12 protein-coding genes and 1 tRNA gene are annotated in these 14,890 nt (G+C 70.4%); 7 read left to right on the top strand and 6 right to left on the bottom strand.

Annotation, left to right across the window (positions count from 1 at the left end; genetic code table 11):
* Window positions 1-2 precede the first annotated feature (2 nt).
* From WMF46_RS43775 to WMF46_RS43785, 3 genes are read right to left on the bottom strand one after another with little or no spacing between them, the layout of a single operon-like run.
* Entirely contained in the window at window positions 3-1,391 is a 1,389-nt protein-coding gene (locus WMF46_RS43775; RefSeq protein WP_437982647.1) for a replication-associated recombination protein A, read from the bottom strand.
* The gene (locus WMF46_RS43780) at window positions 1,388-1,981 is read right to left on the bottom strand and encodes a TlpA family protein disulfide reductase (RefSeq protein ID WP_437982648.1); all 594 of its coding nucleotides are present in this window, start codon (window positions 1,979-1,981) and stop codon (window positions 1,388-1,390) included. Before WMF46_RS43780 ends, WMF46_RS43775 begins: the two co-directional genes overlap by 4 nt.
* Window positions 1,978-2,676, bottom strand: a complete 699-nt coding sequence (locus WMF46_RS43785) for a YggS family pyridoxal phosphate-dependent enzyme (RefSeq protein ID WP_437982649.1) — start codon at window positions 2,674-2,676, stop codon at window positions 1,978-1,980. Before WMF46_RS43785 ends, WMF46_RS43780 begins: the two co-directional genes overlap by 4 nt.
* A 214-nt stretch (window positions 2,677-2,890) precedes the next feature.
* Between WMF46_RS43785 and WMF46_RS43790 the strand changes: the two genes are divergently transcribed.
* Both WMF46_RS43790 and WMF46_RS43795 read left to right on the top strand, forming a co-directional pair.
* Complete coding sequence (locus WMF46_RS43790) at window positions 2,891-3,337, top strand: hypothetical protein (protein WP_437982650.1); 447 nt, start codon at window positions 2,891-2,893, stop codon at window positions 3,335-3,337.
* A gap of 155 nt (window positions 3,338-3,492) precedes the next feature.
* Complete coding sequence (locus WMF46_RS43795) at window positions 3,493-3,978, top strand: hypothetical protein (protein ID WP_437982651.1); 486 nt, start codon at window positions 3,493-3,495, stop codon at window positions 3,976-3,978.
* Between the two features lie 65 nt (window positions 3,979-4,043).
* Here WMF46_RS43795 and WMF46_RS43800 read toward each other — a convergent pair whose 3' ends face one another.
* Both WMF46_RS43800 and WMF46_RS43805 read right to left on the bottom strand, forming a co-directional pair.
* Window positions 4,044-4,547, bottom strand: coding sequence for a Crp/Fnr family transcriptional regulator (locus WMF46_RS43800; RefSeq protein WP_437982652.1), 504 nt, complete (start codon window positions 4,545-4,547; stop codon window positions 4,044-4,046).
* Between the two features lie 173 nt (window positions 4,548-4,720).
* Entirely contained in the window at window positions 4,721-5,155 is a 435-nt protein-coding gene (locus WMF46_RS43805) for a GNAT family N-acetyltransferase (protein ID WP_020741352.1), read from the bottom strand.
* Between the two features lie 174 nt (window positions 5,156-5,329).
* Here WMF46_RS43805 and rpe point away from each other — a divergent pair, with 174 nt between their 5' ends.
* The 3 genes from rpe (at window position 5,330) to WMF46_RS43820 (ending at window position 7,766) form a co-directional block, all read left to right on the top strand.
* Entirely contained in the window at window positions 5,330-6,043 is a 714-nt protein-coding gene (gene rpe, locus WMF46_RS43810) for a ribulose-phosphate 3-epimerase (protein ID WP_437982653.1), read from the top strand.
* Between the two features lie 185 nt (window positions 6,044-6,228).
* Complete coding sequence (locus WMF46_RS43815; RefSeq protein WP_437982654.1) at window positions 6,229-7,500, top strand: hypothetical protein; 1,272 nt, start codon at window positions 6,229-6,231, stop codon at window positions 7,498-7,500.
* A 179-nt stretch (window positions 7,501-7,679) separates the two neighbouring features.
* Window positions 7,680-7,766, top strand: a tRNA-Ser gene (locus tag WMF46_RS43820).
* A gap of 739 nt (window positions 7,767-8,505) precedes the next feature.
* Here WMF46_RS43820 and WMF46_RS43825 read toward each other — a convergent pair.
* The gene (locus tag WMF46_RS43825) at window positions 8,506-9,399 is read right to left on the bottom strand and encodes a hypothetical protein (protein ID WP_437982655.1); all 894 of its coding nucleotides are present in this window, start codon (window positions 9,397-9,399) and stop codon (window positions 8,506-8,508) included.
* Between the two features lie 652 nt (window positions 9,400-10,051).
* Here WMF46_RS43825 and WMF46_RS43830 point away from each other — a divergent pair.
* Entirely contained in the window at window positions 10,052-11,293 is a 1,242-nt protein-coding gene (locus tag WMF46_RS43830; RefSeq protein WP_437982656.1) for a metallophosphoesterase family protein, read from the top strand.
* The gene (locus tag WMF46_RS43835; protein WP_437982657.1) at window positions 11,290-14,835 is read left to right on the top strand and encodes an AAA family ATPase; all 3,546 of its coding nucleotides are present in this window, start codon (window positions 11,290-11,292) and stop codon (window positions 14,833-14,835) included. The genes WMF46_RS43830 and WMF46_RS43835 overlap by 4 nt, the downstream gene beginning before the upstream one ends.
* The last annotated feature ends 55 nt before the right edge of the window (window positions 14,836-14,890 follow it).

Consider the following 14,890-nt stretch of genomic DNA (forward strand, 5'->3'; position numbering starts at 1 on the left):
CCTCAGCCGCCCTCACCCTCCCCCTCGCCGCGGATCCGGCGGAGGCGCTCGCCGATGGTCCGCTCGTAGCCGCGATCGGTCGGCTCGTAGAACCGGCTGCCCGCGAGCGGCTCGGGCAGGTAGGCCTCGCCCCGCGCGACGCCGCCCGGCTCGTCGTGCGCGTAGCGGTAGCCCTCGCCGTAGCCCTCGTCGCGCATCAGCGGCGTGACCGCGTTGCGCAGCGTGAGCGGGACCGGGAGCGCGCCGTGCTCGCGCACGGCGGCCTGCGCCGCGTGCCAGGCGGTCTTGCAGGCGTTCGATTTCGGGGCCGTGGCGAGGTAGAGCGCCGCCTGCGTGATCGGGTAGAGCCCCTCGGGCATCCCCATGCGCCGGAACGCGGCGTCCGCGGCGACGGCGATCTCCAGCGCGCGCGGGTCGGCGTTGCCGATGTCCTCGGAGGCGAAGATCATCATCCGGCGCAGCAGGAAGAGCGGGTCGTCGCCGGACTCGATCATGCGCATCAGCCAGTAGATGGCGGCGTCGGGATCGGAGCCGCGCATCGACTTGATGAAGGCGCTGATGACGTTGTAGTGCTCCTCGCCGGCCTTGTCGTAGAGCAGCGTCTTGTGCTCGCTCGCGCCAGCGATGAGCTCGCGCGTGATCGTGGAGGCGCCCGCGCGCCCCGCCTCGTCCGCGGCGATCTCCAGCGTGGTGAGCGCCCTGCGCGCGTCGCCCTGCGCGAGCGCCGCGATCGCCGAGAGCGCGTCGTCGTCGGCGCCGATCGCGCCGGCGAGCCCGGCGGGCGACTCGAGGGCGCGGCGCAGCAGCTCGACGAGCTCCGAGGCGCCGAGGCCCTGGAGCCGGAAGACCTTGCACCGGGAGAGCAGCGGCGCGTTGACCGCGAACGAGGGGTTCTCGGTGGTCGCCCCGATGAGCGTGATCGTCCCGTCCTCGACGTGCGGGAGGAAGGCGTCCTGCTGGGCCTTGTTGAAGCGGTGGATCTCGTCGACGAACAGGATCGTCCGCTTGCCCTCGTAGGAGCGCGCGGTGCGCGCCTGGGCGAGGATCTCGCGGAGCTCCGGCACGCCGCCCAGCACGGCGTTGAAGGGGACGAAGCGGGCGTTCGTCGTGTGCGCGACGACGCGCGCGAGCGTGGTCTTTCCGGCGCCCGGCGGGCCCCACAGGATCATGGAGGGGATCCGGTCGGCGGCGATCGCGCGCGCGAGCAGCTTGCCCTCGCCGAGGAGGTGGCCCTGGCCGATCATGTCCTCGAGCGAGCGCGGGCGCATGCGCTCGGCGAGGGGGACCGTGGCCTTGAGCTCCGGCTCGCGCTGCCGGGCGGCGTCGAAGAGCGTCGGGTCGTCGCCCGCGGGCCGCCGTCGCGCGCCGCCGCCGCCCCGGGGCGCGCTCATTCGAAGACCGACCGCGCGCCCGCGGGGCGCTCCGAGAGGAGGACCTCGACGGCGCGGCGCGCGCTCGCCGGATCGTGCCCGACCCAGCGCACGGTGCCCGCGCCGTCGACAACGAACGTGAGGGGGACCTGCGCGACGCCGTAGGTCCCGGAGAGCCGCTGATCGAGATCCGCGACGATGGGGAACGTCGCGCCGAGCTCGTAGGCGGCGGCCGCCGCGGCGGCCTCCGAGTCGTCGACGTTCACGCCGATCACGGCCACCCCGTCCGCCTTGCGGTCGCGCCAGAGCCGGTCGAGCGCCGGCATGGTCCGGCTGCACGACGCGCACCAGGACGCCCAGAAGTCGATCACGGTGACCCGCGTCCTGCGCGTGCCGGGCACGCCGACGGTGACCGCCGCGGTGGACTCTGCGTGGAACTCCGGCGCGGCGCTGCCGACGAGCGGATGGCGCACCGACGCGGGCATCGCGCCCGGCCCGCACCCGAGCGCGAGCAGCGCGCACGTAGCAAGCGTGGCGGCGCGCGCGCCGCGCGCGACGCCACCGCCAGGGAGGGCCGCGCCGAGGCGCGACGCGGCGGACGTGGCCGTCATCCGCGGGCTCCGAAGATGGCGGTGCCGACGCGGACCCAGGTCGCGCCTTCCGCGATGGCTGCCTCGAAATCGTGCGACATGCCCATCGAGAGCTCGGGCAGCACGGCCCGGCCGCCGTGCGCGTCGCGCAGGGCGCGCAGCTGCGCGAAGAACGGCACGACGTCGCTCGGGTCCTCGAGGAACGGCGCGATGGTCATGAGGCCGATCGGCCGGAGGTGCGCGCACCGGGCGATCGCGGCGAGGAGCGGCGCGAAATCGCCGGGGGCGCAGCCGCCCTTCGAGGCTTCGTCGCCGACGTTCACCTCGATCAGGACGTCGAGGGTGCGGTTGAGCGCGGCCGCGCGCCGATCGAGCTCCACGGCGAGCTCGTCCCGGTCGACCGACTGCACGACGTGCGCGACGCGCGCGACGAGCTTCGCCTTGTTCCTCTGGAGCTGGCCGATGGCGTGCCACACGAGCCCGTCGAGATCGGCGAGCGCCTCGGCCTTTTCGACGAGCTCCTGCGCGTAGTTCTCTCCGAAATCGCGCTGCCCGGCGGCGTAGGCGGCGCGGATGGCCTCCGCGGGCTTCCCCTTGGACACGGCGATGAGCCGGACCTCCTCCGGCCCGCGCCCTGCCCGCGCGGCGGCGCTCGTTATCCGGCGCCGCACCTCGTCGAGCCGCGACGCGACGTTCCCCAGGTCTTCCGAAATCACGCCGCACGATACCGCGAGCTGCCGCCGTGGACACCAGGGGGACCACCCGCAGCGGACGGTCCGCGCAGGTCGTGGCGCGGAGGGAAGTGCCGGATCCAGCCGCCCGAGCGGCGTGCCAGAGTGTGCCTGAGCACCGCGTCAATAGCGGACCGATCGAGGTACTTTCCGGCTATTTTCATGTGGCATGTTGATTGCCATACTCGGCGTACCCGCCATGCGAAGCCTGCTGTTCCTCACCCTGCTCCTCGCGGTTGGATGCTCGTTCAACCCGCAGCCTGAACCGCCGTTCGATGACAGGGATCCCTATCCCTCGTCGTCGTCGACCGGTGCGGCGGTCGGCAGCTCAGGTTCGGGTGGCAACGGCGCCGGCAACACAGCGGCAGGGACCAGCGCTGGCAGCGGGGAGACCACGGGCGCGGGCGGCAGCGGCAATGGGGGCGCGGCGGGCGGCCACGGCGGCGAGGGCGCTCAGGGCGGTGCTGGAGGCGGCGAGGGCGGTCAGGGCGGCGCGGGCGGTCAGGGCGGCGCGGGCGGCCAGGGCGGCGCGGGCGGCCAGGGCGGCGCGGGTGGCCAGGGCGGCGCGGGCGGCGCGGGCGGCGAGCCCTGCGGTGTGGGGGGCGCTGGAGGCGCTGGAGGCGCTGGAGCGGTGGAGTGCGGCTGAAGGAGCACGCGGGCCGGGTCTGACGGCGGCGTCGACCCGGCGGTAAGAGCGAGCGAGAAGCAGCCGACGGATCGCGCTCGACGCAGCATTCCCGGGGACGAGGGCGCCGCACAAGCGGGCAGGGAGATGCGCAGGGTGCTATGAGGAGGGAGCTTATGCGCCAGCTTGTCGTCCTTGTGTTCGGGGTCGTCCTTGCGGGCTGTGTGTTCAATCCACAACCGGAGCCTCCCGCCGAGGGAGGCATCGGGTGCGGTGATTGCGAAGACCTCGGCGCGACCGGCGCAGGAGGGGGCGTCGCCGCCGGCGATCCCGGCGAAGACGACGGCGCGGGCGGCGGTGGCCTCCTGCCGCCAGACGCGGGCGCTAACAGCGCCGGTTCGACTGGGGCCAGTTCGACTGGGGCCGCTAGCACCGGCGGAACCGGCACGGGGGGCGAACCGGCCAACCCAGTCGGCGCCGGTGGTGCGGGCGGCGCGGGTGGCAAAGCGGGCGACGGTGGCGCGGGCGGCGCAGGCGGCGAAGCCGGTGCTGGTGGTGTGGGCGGCGAAGCCGGCGACAGTGGCGACGCCGGCGGCGGTGGTGCAGGCGGCGCGGGCGGCGAAGCCGGCGCCGGTGGAGCGATCGGTCCAGAGGGCGGATGAGGCGACCGGTGGGCCCGGCGCCCTCGGGCAGAGCGCTCGGCGCCGACTGACGCGGCGGCGCCGGCTCAGATCGCGGGTCGCCGCGGCCGCGCGTACTCGTCGAGCATGTTCGCTACCAGCTCGGCGAGCAGGCTGTCCGCCACGCGAAGGCGGCGCGACATCTCGCGCGCGATGTTCAGCACCAGCAGCGTGTACGACTTGAGATCGCGCCGGTAGAGGGCGTCGAGATCGTGCGCGGTGACGCGCAGCAAGCGCGACGGGGCGATCGCCCGGACGGTCGCCGAGCGAGGCATCACGTCGAGGATCGACATCTCGCCGAACCAGTCGTTCGGCCCGAGGATCGCGACCCGCGCCTCGACGTCGCGCTTCGACCGCTTGAGCACTTCCATCTCCCCCGAGAGCAGCACGAACATCTCGCGGCCGTTGTCGCCCTCGCGAAAGGCGACGGCGCCCGGCTCCAGATCGAGCAGCTCCAGCGTGTCGGCGAGGGCCTGGAGGACGTGATCGCCCAGGCCTCCGAACAGCCCGATCTCGCGCAGCTGTGTGATCGGCGAAGGGTTATGGCTCACCTGGATGCACCGAGGGCGCCCGCGGCGACCGTCCTGTCGGCTGGCCCGACAACGCCTACCACCACGTCGCGAACATGCCCGCCTTCTCGCATCGCTTCACCTCGCGGTCCCGAGCAGATGTACCCCGTCGAGAGCGTACGCCGCAACACGCGCGTGCTCCGCGTGATCCGCACCTAGAGGTCCTTGGTGAACACGATCCGCGGACGCCCAGGTCCGGCGTAGTCCTCGACCTCGGCCGCCGACCAGCCGACCGCGGCGTGGAAGCGCACCGAGCCCTCGTTGCCCAGCGTCGTGATCGCCTTGAGCTGCCGGCAGCCCTCGCGGCGGCAGTCCTCCTCGAACGCCGCATAGAGCATCCTGCCGACGCCGCGGCGGCGATAGTCCGGGTGAATGCCGACGAGGTGCACGTACCCGATCGCCGCGTCCGGGCACCTGAACCCGAGCAGGAAGCCGACGAGCAGCCCGCGATCCTCGACGACGCGCGCGAGCCTGCCGAGCTCGTAGAAGAAGATCGGGTGCGCGAGCGCGCTGGTTGGGCCCGCCCACCACCGATCGATCTCGCCCACGATCCGGTCGTAGTCGGGCTTCGTCAGCGGCCGTGTCTCCATGCATCACCTCACTCGAACGGTTCGGATCCCCAGCCTTCAATCTGCAGCGTCCGCGCGCACGACACGAACGCTTCGCGAAGACCTGCGCAGCCTAGCAGCCGCGCCGGCCTCCCCGTAAGCGCGCTCGTGGATGCTCGGCTAGCCGCCGCGCGTCACGCCTGCTAGCGCTACCCTGTGCGTCACGAGAAAATCATCGTCGCTCCGTCGATCCTGTCGGCTGACTTCGGTCGTCTCGCGGAGGAAGTACGGGCCGCTGAGGCCGCTGGCGCCGACTGGATCCACGTCGACGTGATGGATGGCCGGTTTGTGCCAAACATCACGATCGGGCCGCTCGTTGTTCGCGCGGTTCGCGCCGCGACGCGTCTTCCCCTCGATGTCCACCTGATGATCGTCGAGCCCGAGCGCTACGTCGCGGAGTTCGCGGCCGCCGGCGCCGATCGCATCTCGGTCCACGTCGAGGCGTCGCCCCACCTGCACCGGACGCTCCAGCAGATCAGGGACGCAGGCGCGAGCCCCGGCGTCGTGCTGAACCCCCACACGCCGGAGGAGTCGATCCGGCACGTGATGGCGGATATCGATCTGGTGCTTGTGATGAGCGTCAACCCCGGGTTCGGCGGCCAGCAGTTCATCCCGGGGGCGCTCACCAAGCTGCAGAGCCTGCGCCAGACGATCGACCAGGCAGGCCTGGACATCGCGCTCGAGGTCGACGGCGGCGTCGCTCCGTCGACCGCCGGGCAGGTCATCGCCGCCGGAGCGCGGGCGCTCGTCGCGGGCTCGGCGGTGTTCGGCGCGGTGGCGCGGGGCGAGGATCTGCCGTTCGACGTGCGCGTCGCGCGGTATGCCGAGGCGATCCGCGCGCTCCGCACGCCCGCCGGGGAGCCGTCGTGACCCGGCGCGTCGAGGACGCTGCCGCGGCGGGTCAGGCGTGCTGCGCGATCGGGTTGGTCGGGGCGGTTGTGCTCGCGGGGTGCGCGCCGACGGCCGCGCCTGCGGCGCCGCCGCGAGCGCAGGCCTCGGCTGCGGCGCTCCCTGCGGCGTCGGTTGCGGCTGGACCGGCTGGGGGCGCAAGCCCGGTGGATGCGGGCGAGCTCGACGAGGACGCAGCTCGCCTGACCGACGGCGAGATCGCGCGCGTGCTCGCACGCGTGGCGAAGGCGCGGGGCCTGCCGGTCCGCCGCGAGGTGCGGAGCCGCGTGCTCGCCCGCGGGCAGATCCTGGAGCGGGTCCGCGCGCACGTGGAGCGAGAGATCCCCGAGGGCGTGCTCGATCACCAGCGCGAGGTGCTCGCGGCGCTCGAGCTCATCCCGGCCGACTACGACTTCACCGCCGGGATGTACCGCCTGCTCGAGGGCCGCATCGCGGGCTTCTACGAGCCGGAGGACGCGACGATGTACCTCGTCGATGACCTCAGCGAGGCCGAGGCCGAGGAGACGCTGGCGCACGAGCTCGTCCACGCGCTCCAGGACCAGAGCTTCTCGCTGGGGAGGCTGCTCGACTTCAAGCTCGGCGACAGCGATCGCCTGGCGGCCACACACGCGCTCGTCGAGGGCGAGGCGATGAGCGCGATGTTCGATGTGCTGGTCGGCTCGGCGTTCCAGGTCGACGAGTCGATGCTCCGCAGGCTCGTGGCGATGTCGACGGCGCTGTCGTCCGTGGGCGACACGCCGCTCGTGCTGCAGGAGTCGCTGGGCGCCCCGTACACCGACGGCTTCGCGTTCGTGCAGGCGCTGCGCCGGGACGGCGGGTGGGCTTCGGTGGATGCGGTCTGGCGCGCGCTGCCGGAGACCACCGAGCAGCTGCTCCATCCGGAGAAGCTCGCGGCGCGGGAGCCCGCCGTCGCGGTGGCGGTCCCGACGGCCGCGGCGCTCGGCCCGGGGTTTCGTGTGGTCTTCGATGACGTGATGGGTGAGCAGGCGCTGCGCATCGCGTTCGCGGCGTATGCCCACCGCGATGCGGCGATTGGCGCAGCGGCAGGGTGGGGCGGGGATCGGTTCGCGGTGGTGCGGCGAGACGACCCGGAGGACCCGTCGCGGAGAGAGGTCGCGCTCGCGTGGCGGCTGCGGTTCGACAGCGCGGCCGACGCGGCAGAGGCGGGGAAGGTGATCGAGCGGCGCTTCGGGAAGGCGTGCAGGCAGCGGGCGGCGCTCGGGCCGATCGCGTGGACGGCGCGAGGGAGCGACGTGGCGATCGTCGCGGGGCCGTACGCGCGGCGCGGGGGAGGCGGAGGAGGGGAGGTCAGCGCGGCGGGGACGTGCGCGGGGGCGGGGAAATGGCTGGCGGAGGTGATGAAGGGCGGGGCGGGGGGGCAGGGCGCCGGGGCGGTGGCGGCGGGGAGGGAGAAGTGAGGGCAGGGGGCGAAGGACGCTCGATGCAGCGGGAGATGCCGGTGAGGGCGGAAGCGGCGGAGCCGGGGCTGGAGAGCTCAGGGGCTGCCCGGAGCAGGGTAGGGTAGAGGTGCGGGTCTCAGGGCGGCGTTGACAGGGGGCGGTAGAAGAGGCAGAAAAGCGAGTCGTTCTGGATGTTTGGAGGAGTGGCCGAGCGGTCGAAGGCAGCGGTTTTGAAAACCGCCGTTGGGGCAACTCAACCAGGGGTTCGAATCCCTTCTCCTCCGCTGGTTTCTGCAAGGATGTCGGGTAGTTCGCGCGGTCTGGGACGTGGACGGGAGTGGACAGGCGCGGACAGGTCTGGACGCAGGTTCTGGCAAATTTCTGGCACGGCAGGTCCCTCCCTGCTTCCGGCACCGGATCAGGGAGGGTATCTGTGCCCGAGGTGCTCCGCCTGTACCCCTGCGAGCTCGACGGCGGAACGTAGGCGACACTCCTGTCCGTCGGTCCCCTTCTCGCCTGCCGCTCCGGTAACCCGTGCCCGAGCGTCGGGGGATGAGATCGGCGCTCCAGCTTCCCACCATGTTCGGCCGTGTTGTCCGCCCGGGAAAGCAGACGGCGTGGACGTTCTCGCCGAGGTCGCTTCCCTCGCTCGAACCGGCCATCCGAGCCTCAGTACCAGCGAACGCTCTCATTCCACTCGGCACCCTTTGACCCCAGCTTGGAGAGCAGTGCAGCCATAAGCCCGACCGCCATCCCTCCGGCGAGCAGCGCTCCGAGGCTAAGGTCCGACCCTGCGCTTGCGGGAGCCGTGGCCGAGGCGGCCGGCACGTTGGTGGAAGCTGATCGAGCGGCAGCCACCGCGGGCTGGACGGCGTGCGGTGGTGCGGCAGCCTGCTCGAGAACCGCCACGGGCGCGGGCGGTGCCTCCACCTGAACGGGGCCGAGGCGAAGCCGACCTACGTCGAACGTGGGAGCAAGGAGACGATGCGCTCGGGTAGGTTCATCACGGAACCGAGCGAGCCCTCAGCGCGGCAGGCGAACGTCGCGCGAAGTTTCGGTGAGCGTCCACTCAGCTGGTGTAATGAGCAGGAAGCTGGCGAGTTGATAAGGAAGCACCTGCTCCGGCCAAGAGCGTTCGTGGCGTTCTCGTTCGCTGCGCAGCAAGAGGCACACATCCATGCCGACGGCCATCCGATTGGCCGTAAACTTCATCAGCTCGCGCTCCTCGGCGACTGTCACCCGGCAGCGGTCAATGAGGCATGCAGCCACATGCCCCGCATGGATGTTCTCGATCGGGCCGTTGCGCCAGGCTACGTTCACGAGAGCATTGGCGAACACGCGACTGGGGTGCTCGCTCACGACTGCGCGAGCTCGGGCGAGACGCTCGGCGCCCGTGATGTCGACAGCTCGCTTCGCAATCTCGGGCAGTGCGAGCGGTCCGAAGGTCAGTTTTCGTTCCGGTTTGGACGTCTTTTTTGGCATGGGCAGGTAGCAGACTGCGCGATTGACAAGCTGACTATAGAGCGATCGATCGGCATTGAAGAGATCCACCCAATGAGCGAGAGCCGCGGAGGCCTCTATGTTGATCCGAGCCATCTCGTCATCCGAGATTCGGCTCGTCTCAGGCGAAGCGACCTCGCTCCATGGTGGCTTGTTGCGGTCGGCGAGTACGGAGAAGTAGGAGCCCCACCGAACGCAGACCGCCGCCGCGGCGACGCCCTCCCTGCCAATCCCCGTGCCGGACGGTAGCTTGGCTGGATCCGGCTTGGTCATGAGATAATCGAGCACCTGCCGGAACATGGGTTGCCCCGGTGGTCGGATGATCTTATCCGGACCAACTAGGCCAGCATCGAGCGTCAGCTCGTCATTCACGCGAACGCGAAGCGGGGCGGCTGGAAGAATCTGATCAGGGAGCATTCCCGTCTCCTCCTGTCCGCTGCGGCCCGCGCGCATCTACCTTGGCTACACACCTGGTCACCGTGGGCCATTCTGGTGAACCATCGCCTTCGAGATACACGCACGGAGCTGGGTGCGCAAGCGACCGTCGCGAGATCTCTCTCCACCATGGATCCGAGCACGCGTGCCTCGCCGCCTCATGCAGCCCAGCGCGAGCGTGACCTCGCGGCGGTCGCGGCAAGCCTCGCCGCCCCTCGATTTGACCTCGGCATTCGCCCTGAAGGTCGGCATTCTCGGCACCGCATTGTCCGGCGCGCCACGATGGAGCTCATCTCCGGTCTCCACCGCCTCGAGGCGTTCCGTGCCCGCGGTCGGGAGGAGATCCTTGCATGCCTCATCGATGTCACCGACCTCCAGGCCGCGATGGTCGAGATCGACGAGAAGCTGATGCGAACCGAGCCGATCGCGTTCCAACGCTCCGAAGCGGAACTGAGCACGGAGCCTCGACATGCTGACGAAGTCCTGGCTCCCCTCAGGGCGCCACATGCAGCGCCAGCGCTAGCCCGTGCAGACGATGGCAGCGTTGGGCGCCACGACGGGGCTTCACGTTCATAGGGAAGACTGCTACCGTCGCGTCATCGCACGGCAAAGAGTAGCGCGGACCGGGGGCCACATGAAGTTCTTTCACGCAGCGGACATCCACCTCGATAGCCCCCTGCGGGGCCTCGATCGGTACGACGGGGCGCCGGTGGACAAACTTCGTGGTGCGACACGACGTGCACTCGAGAATCTTGTGGCACAGTGCATCGAGGAAAAGGTGGCGTTCCTGCTCATCGCCGGCGATCTCTACGACGGCGACTGGACGGATTACAACACAGGGCTCTTCTTCGCGAAGCAGATGTCACGCCTGCGCGAAGCGCGCATCCGAGTGTTCATCGTACGTGGCAATCACGATGCTCGGAGCAAGATCCTGCGATTGCCAGATGGCGTGCGCGAGCTGTCGGCGAAGAAGCCGGAGACGATCATGCTGGATGATCTCGGCGTGGCCGTGCACGGCCGGAGCTATGAGAAAGCCGATACCACCGAGGACCTCTCCGTCGCCTATCCCGCGCCGCGGGAAGGGTATTTTAATGTGGGCTTGTTGCATACATGCGCGAGCGGTCGTGAAGGTCATCAATCGTATGCCCCATGTTCGGTGAGTGACCTGGTGGCGAGGAGATACGATTATTGGGCTCTCGGGCATGTGCACGCGCGCGAGGTGCTCCACGAGTCACCGTGGATCGTGTTCCCCGGGAACCTGCAGGGCAGGCATGCGCGCGAGACGGGGGAGAAGGGGGCGACGCTGGTGACCGTGGACGAGGGGCGGATCGTGGGGGTCGAGCCCCGGACCCTGGACGCACTGCGCTGGGTGCGGTGCGAGGTGGATGCGCGCATGGCTTCGTCGGTCGATGATGTGATCGAGCTGTGCCGCGAGGCCTTGGCACGCGAGGCAGACGCGGCGGAGGAGAGGATCGTGGCCGCGCGGATCGAGGTGACGGGGGCGACACGGGCGCATGGGGCGCTCGCGCGTGAGCCCGAGAAGTACCGGAGCGAGGTGCGCAGCGTGGCGAGCGACGCGGGCGAGATCTGGGTCGAGAAGATCAGCTTTCGCACTCGGAACCCGCTCGATGCCGAAGCGAGCCTCGGGGACGAGGCCGTAGGCGGGCTTTACCGGCAGCTCCGCACCATCTGCGAGGACGACGCCGAGATCGACAGGCTGCTGAGCGGGCTCGAGCCCTTGCGCAAGAAGCTTCCGGTGGAGCTAGATCACCTCGAAGGCGGAGGGAAGCTGGATCGGACGGCGCTCCGGCAGCTCGTCCGAGCGCTGCCCGAGACCCTGCTGCCGCTGCTCTTTGCAGGTGAGGACGCGTCGTGAAGATCCTCTCGCTCGATCTCCTTAGGTACGGGCCTTTCACCGGGCTGTCGCTGGATTTCTCGGCGAATCCGCGCGCGTTGCACGTGATCTTCGGCTCGAACGCGGTCGGCAAGAGCACGACGCTGCGGGCGGTGCTGGGATTTCTCTTCGAAATGCCCAAGGACACCCAGGACGCGCACGATCGGGACTACAAGAAGCTCCGGGTCGGCGCGCTCCTCGCGGCCGAGGACGGGCGGACCTTACAGCTCGTCCGACGCAAGGGGCTCAAGCAGACATTGCTGGATACCGCCGAGCAGCCGATGGACGAGAGGCAGCTGCAGGCGTTGCTCGGCGGGGTGACGGAGGAGCAGTACAAGGTGATGTTCGGCCTCTCCCACGAGGCGCTCGTGGACGGCGGTGTGGCGCTGCTCAAGGGAGGCGGCGATCTCGGAGAGAGCTTGTTCGCGGCCGGGCTCGGGGGCACGCGCGTGCATGCGGTGCTGGAGAAGCTCGATGCGGAAGCGGAGGAGATCTTCACGCCCCTCGGGAAGCACAAGAAGAAGCTCAATGCGGCGCTCGAGAGCTACAAGAGCGCGAAGAAGGGAGCCGCAGATCGATCTCAGCCGGCGAAGGAGTGGGAGCAGCTCCAGAAGGACCTCGCTGATGGGCAGGCGCACGCCGCGACCCTGGCCAGGGAGCTCTCCGAGCTTCAGGCGAAGCAACGGCGTCTGTCACGCATGGAGCAGGCGCTGGTGCCCATCGCCGAACGGGACAGGATCCTCGGGATGCTGAAGGAGCATGAGGGCGCGGTGTTCTTGTCCGAGACGGCGCCCGAGGCGCGGCGGAAGGCCGAGAGCACGCTCGCAGAGACGGAGCCGCGCGAGGAGCGGCTCGGCCGCGAGATCGCGGATCTGACCGCGCAGATGGAGCGGTTGCCGGTGCCGGAGGCGCTGCTCGCGCAGGGGGCCTCGATCACGGCGATCCAGGACGGGCTCGGCAACCACAAGAAGGCGGCGGGGGTGGATTTGCCGCGGCTCCGCGGCGAGCTGCGCCAGATCGAAGACACGATCGAGTCGCTCCTGGGGCGGCTCGGGCGGCGCGTGCCCGTGGAGGAGGTGGGAAGCCTCGCCGTCGCGCCGGGCGTGGAGGCGCGTGTCCGGGCGCTCCTCAAGCAGCGCATCGGACTCGAGCGCGACCTCGCCGGGGCGACGAAGGCGCTCACCGAGGCTGAGAACAAGCTCGGGGGCGAGCGAATCAAGCTCGCGGCCCAGCCCGCTCCGGTGGATGTGACGGCGCTCGTGCGCACGCACGAGATCGTGCAGCGGGACGGGGATCTGGAGAAGGTCCTCGGTGAGCTGCGCGGCGAGGCGAAGACGATGGCGGCGCGGCTTGAGGCCGAGCTCTCGGCGCTCGGCGTGACGCACCTCTCGCTCGAGAAGGTGGGCGCGCTGCCGGTGCCACTGCCAGAGACGGTGGAGATGTTTGCTCGCGACTTCGCCGCTCGGGACACCGAGCGGAAGTCGCTTGCTAACTCGCTGGCGGAGCGCAAGAAGCGTTTCGGGGAACTGGAGCGCGAGATCGAGGCGTTGCGGCGCGGCGAGGAGGTGCCCACGGAGGGGGACCTGGCGACGGCGCGGCGCGAGCGCGACGGGCACTGGAAGCGGGTGCGGCAGGCGTGGCTCGGGGAGCCGGCGGAGGAGGGGGCGGCAGGGGCGGGGCTCTCGGCGCACGAGATCGCGGATCATCACGAGACGAGCGGGCGGCGGGCGGATGAGCTGTCGGACCGGCTCAGGAGAGAGGCAGATCGGGTGGCGAAGTTCGCGACGCTCTCAGCCGATCGCGATCAGGCGGCGCGTGGCATCAAGGAGTCCGTGACCGCGGCGGAGCAGGCGCGGACGGCGGAGGAAGCAGAGCAGGGGCGGTGGCAAGCCGCCTGGACAGCGGCGGGGATCGTGCCGCGCTCGCCGGGCGAGATGCTGGCCTTCCTGGGGCGCTACCAGAAGCTCGTGGAGGAGAAGGCGAGGCTCGAGGAGGTGCGGCGGCGGGAGCAGGCCCAGAGGGAGCGCATCGAGGGGCATCGGGAGGCACTCGCTGGGGCGCTAGAGGCGCTCGGCGTGGCAGCTGGGCCGCGGCACGGGTTGCTCGCGCTGGTTGCGCATGCGCGTGAGGTGGCGGAGCGGGAGGGGAAAGCGCAGCGGGAGCGGGAAGCGGTCGCGAAAGAGGTGCGCCGGTGGGAGATCGAAGTCGAGGGGCTCTCCGGCGCACTCGCGGGGCGGCAGCGGGAGCAAATGGCGTGGGCCGAGCAGTGGTCGGCGGTGATGCTGGCGCTCGGGGGGTCGGCGGCGACCGGGATCGAGGAAGCCGAGGAGGTGCTGACGTTGCGCGCGGATCTCGCCCAACAAGGGAAGGGAGCCCGGGAGCTGCGGCGGCGCATCGCGGGGATCGAGCGCGATGCGGCCGATTTCAAGGTGCAGGTCGAGGGGCTGGCGCGGCTCACGGCACCGGATCTTGCGGGCATTCCGCTGGAGCAGGCGGCGGCGGCGCTGCTGGAGCGGTCCAAGGATGGGGAGACGAACCGGCAGCTCAAGCAGGCGCTCGAGAAGGACCTCAAGGAGAAGCAGCAGGACCTGCTCGCCACGCGGGAGAAGCGGCGAGGGGCGGAGCGTGCGCTCAAACAGCTCATGGAGGAAGCCCGGGCCCAGGATGTGTCCGAGCTCGTGGCCGCTGAGGATCGATCGGCCGTAGCGCGGAAGCTCCGGCAGGATCGGGAGATCGTCGAGATGCGGCTCTCGACGACCGGCGGGGGGCTCAGCGTGGAGGCGCTCCTGGAGGAGTGCCGCGGGACGAACGCGGATACGCTTGCGCAGCGTCTGGCGGAGGTGGAGCGGCAGATCGCGGACGTGGATCGGGAGCGGACGCGGGTGAACGAGGAGGTGGGGCAGCTCCGGCAGCGGCTGCTCTCGATGGATGGGAGCGACCTGGCGGCGGAGGAGCTGACGCGGGCGGAGCAGCACCTGGCGTCGATCAGCGCGCTGGTCGACGACTATGCGCGGGCGAAGCTCGCGGCGGATCTGCTACGGCGGGCGATGGAGCAATACCGCGAGAAGAACCAGGGGCCGTTGGTACGACGGGCGAGCGAGCTGTTTGCGAGGCTATCGCTGGGTACATTCTCGGGGCTGCGGGGGGATCGCGACGATCAAGATCGGCCCATGCTCCGCTGCGTGCCGAGGGCCGGGGATCCGGTGGAGGTTAGGGCGCTGTCCGATGGGACGCGCGATCAGCTTTTCCTGGCGCTCCGGGTGGCGAGCCTGGAGCAGTATTTCACGAAGAGCGAGCCATTGCCGCTGGTGCTCGACGATGTGCTCATCCATTTCGACGACGCGCGCGCACGCGCCGCACTCGACGTACTCGGGGAGCTGTCGCAGCGGACGCAGATCCTCTTCTTTACCCATCATGCGCGGCTCGTCGAGCTGGCCGAGGCGACGTTGCCAGCGAGCACGCTCTGCCGGCATGACCTCGATGATCTCGTGGCGAAGGCGGCGGTGAACGTCACGGCGCCATGACGCATCCCGCTCCGCAGCGATTGCGCTGCCCTGCGCCACCGAATTTGAAACCGCG

Source organism: Sorangium sp. So ce117, assembly GCF_051524395.1.
GTDB lineage: Bacteria > Myxococcota_A > Polyangia > Polyangiales > Polyangiaceae > Sorangium > Sorangium cellulosum_B.

What these genes read in the sequence shown, in the direction of transcription:
- WMF46_RS43775 (WP_437982647.1), bottom strand. Translation starts at nt 1,391, where the DNA reads ATGAGCGCGCCCCGGGGCGGCGGCGGCGCGCGACGGCGGCCCGCGGGC.
- WMF46_RS43780 (WP_437982648.1), bottom strand. Translation starts at nt 1,981, where the DNA reads ATGACGGCCACGTCCGCCGCGTCGCGCCTCGGCGCGGCCCTCCCTGGC.
- WMF46_RS43790 (WP_437982650.1), top strand. Translation starts at nt 2,891, where the DNA reads ATGCGAAGCCTGCTGTTCCTCACCCTGCTCCTCGCGGTTGGATGCTCG.
- WMF46_RS43795 (WP_437982651.1), top strand. Translation starts at nt 3,493, where the DNA reads ATGCGCCAGCTTGTCGTCCTTGTGTTCGGGGTCGTCCTTGCGGGCTGT.
- WMF46_RS43805 (WP_020741352.1), bottom strand. Translation starts at nt 5,155, where the DNA reads ATGGAGACACGGCCGCTGACGAAGCCCGACTACGACCGGATCGTGGGC.
- WMF46_RS43825 (WP_437982655.1), bottom strand. Translation starts at nt 9,399, where the DNA reads ATGCTCCCTGATCAGATTCTTCCAGCCGCCCCGCTTCGCGTTCGCGTG.
- WMF46_RS43830 (WP_437982656.1), top strand. Translation starts at nt 10,052, where the DNA reads ATGAAGTTCTTTCACGCAGCGGACATCCACCTCGATAGCCCCCTGCGG.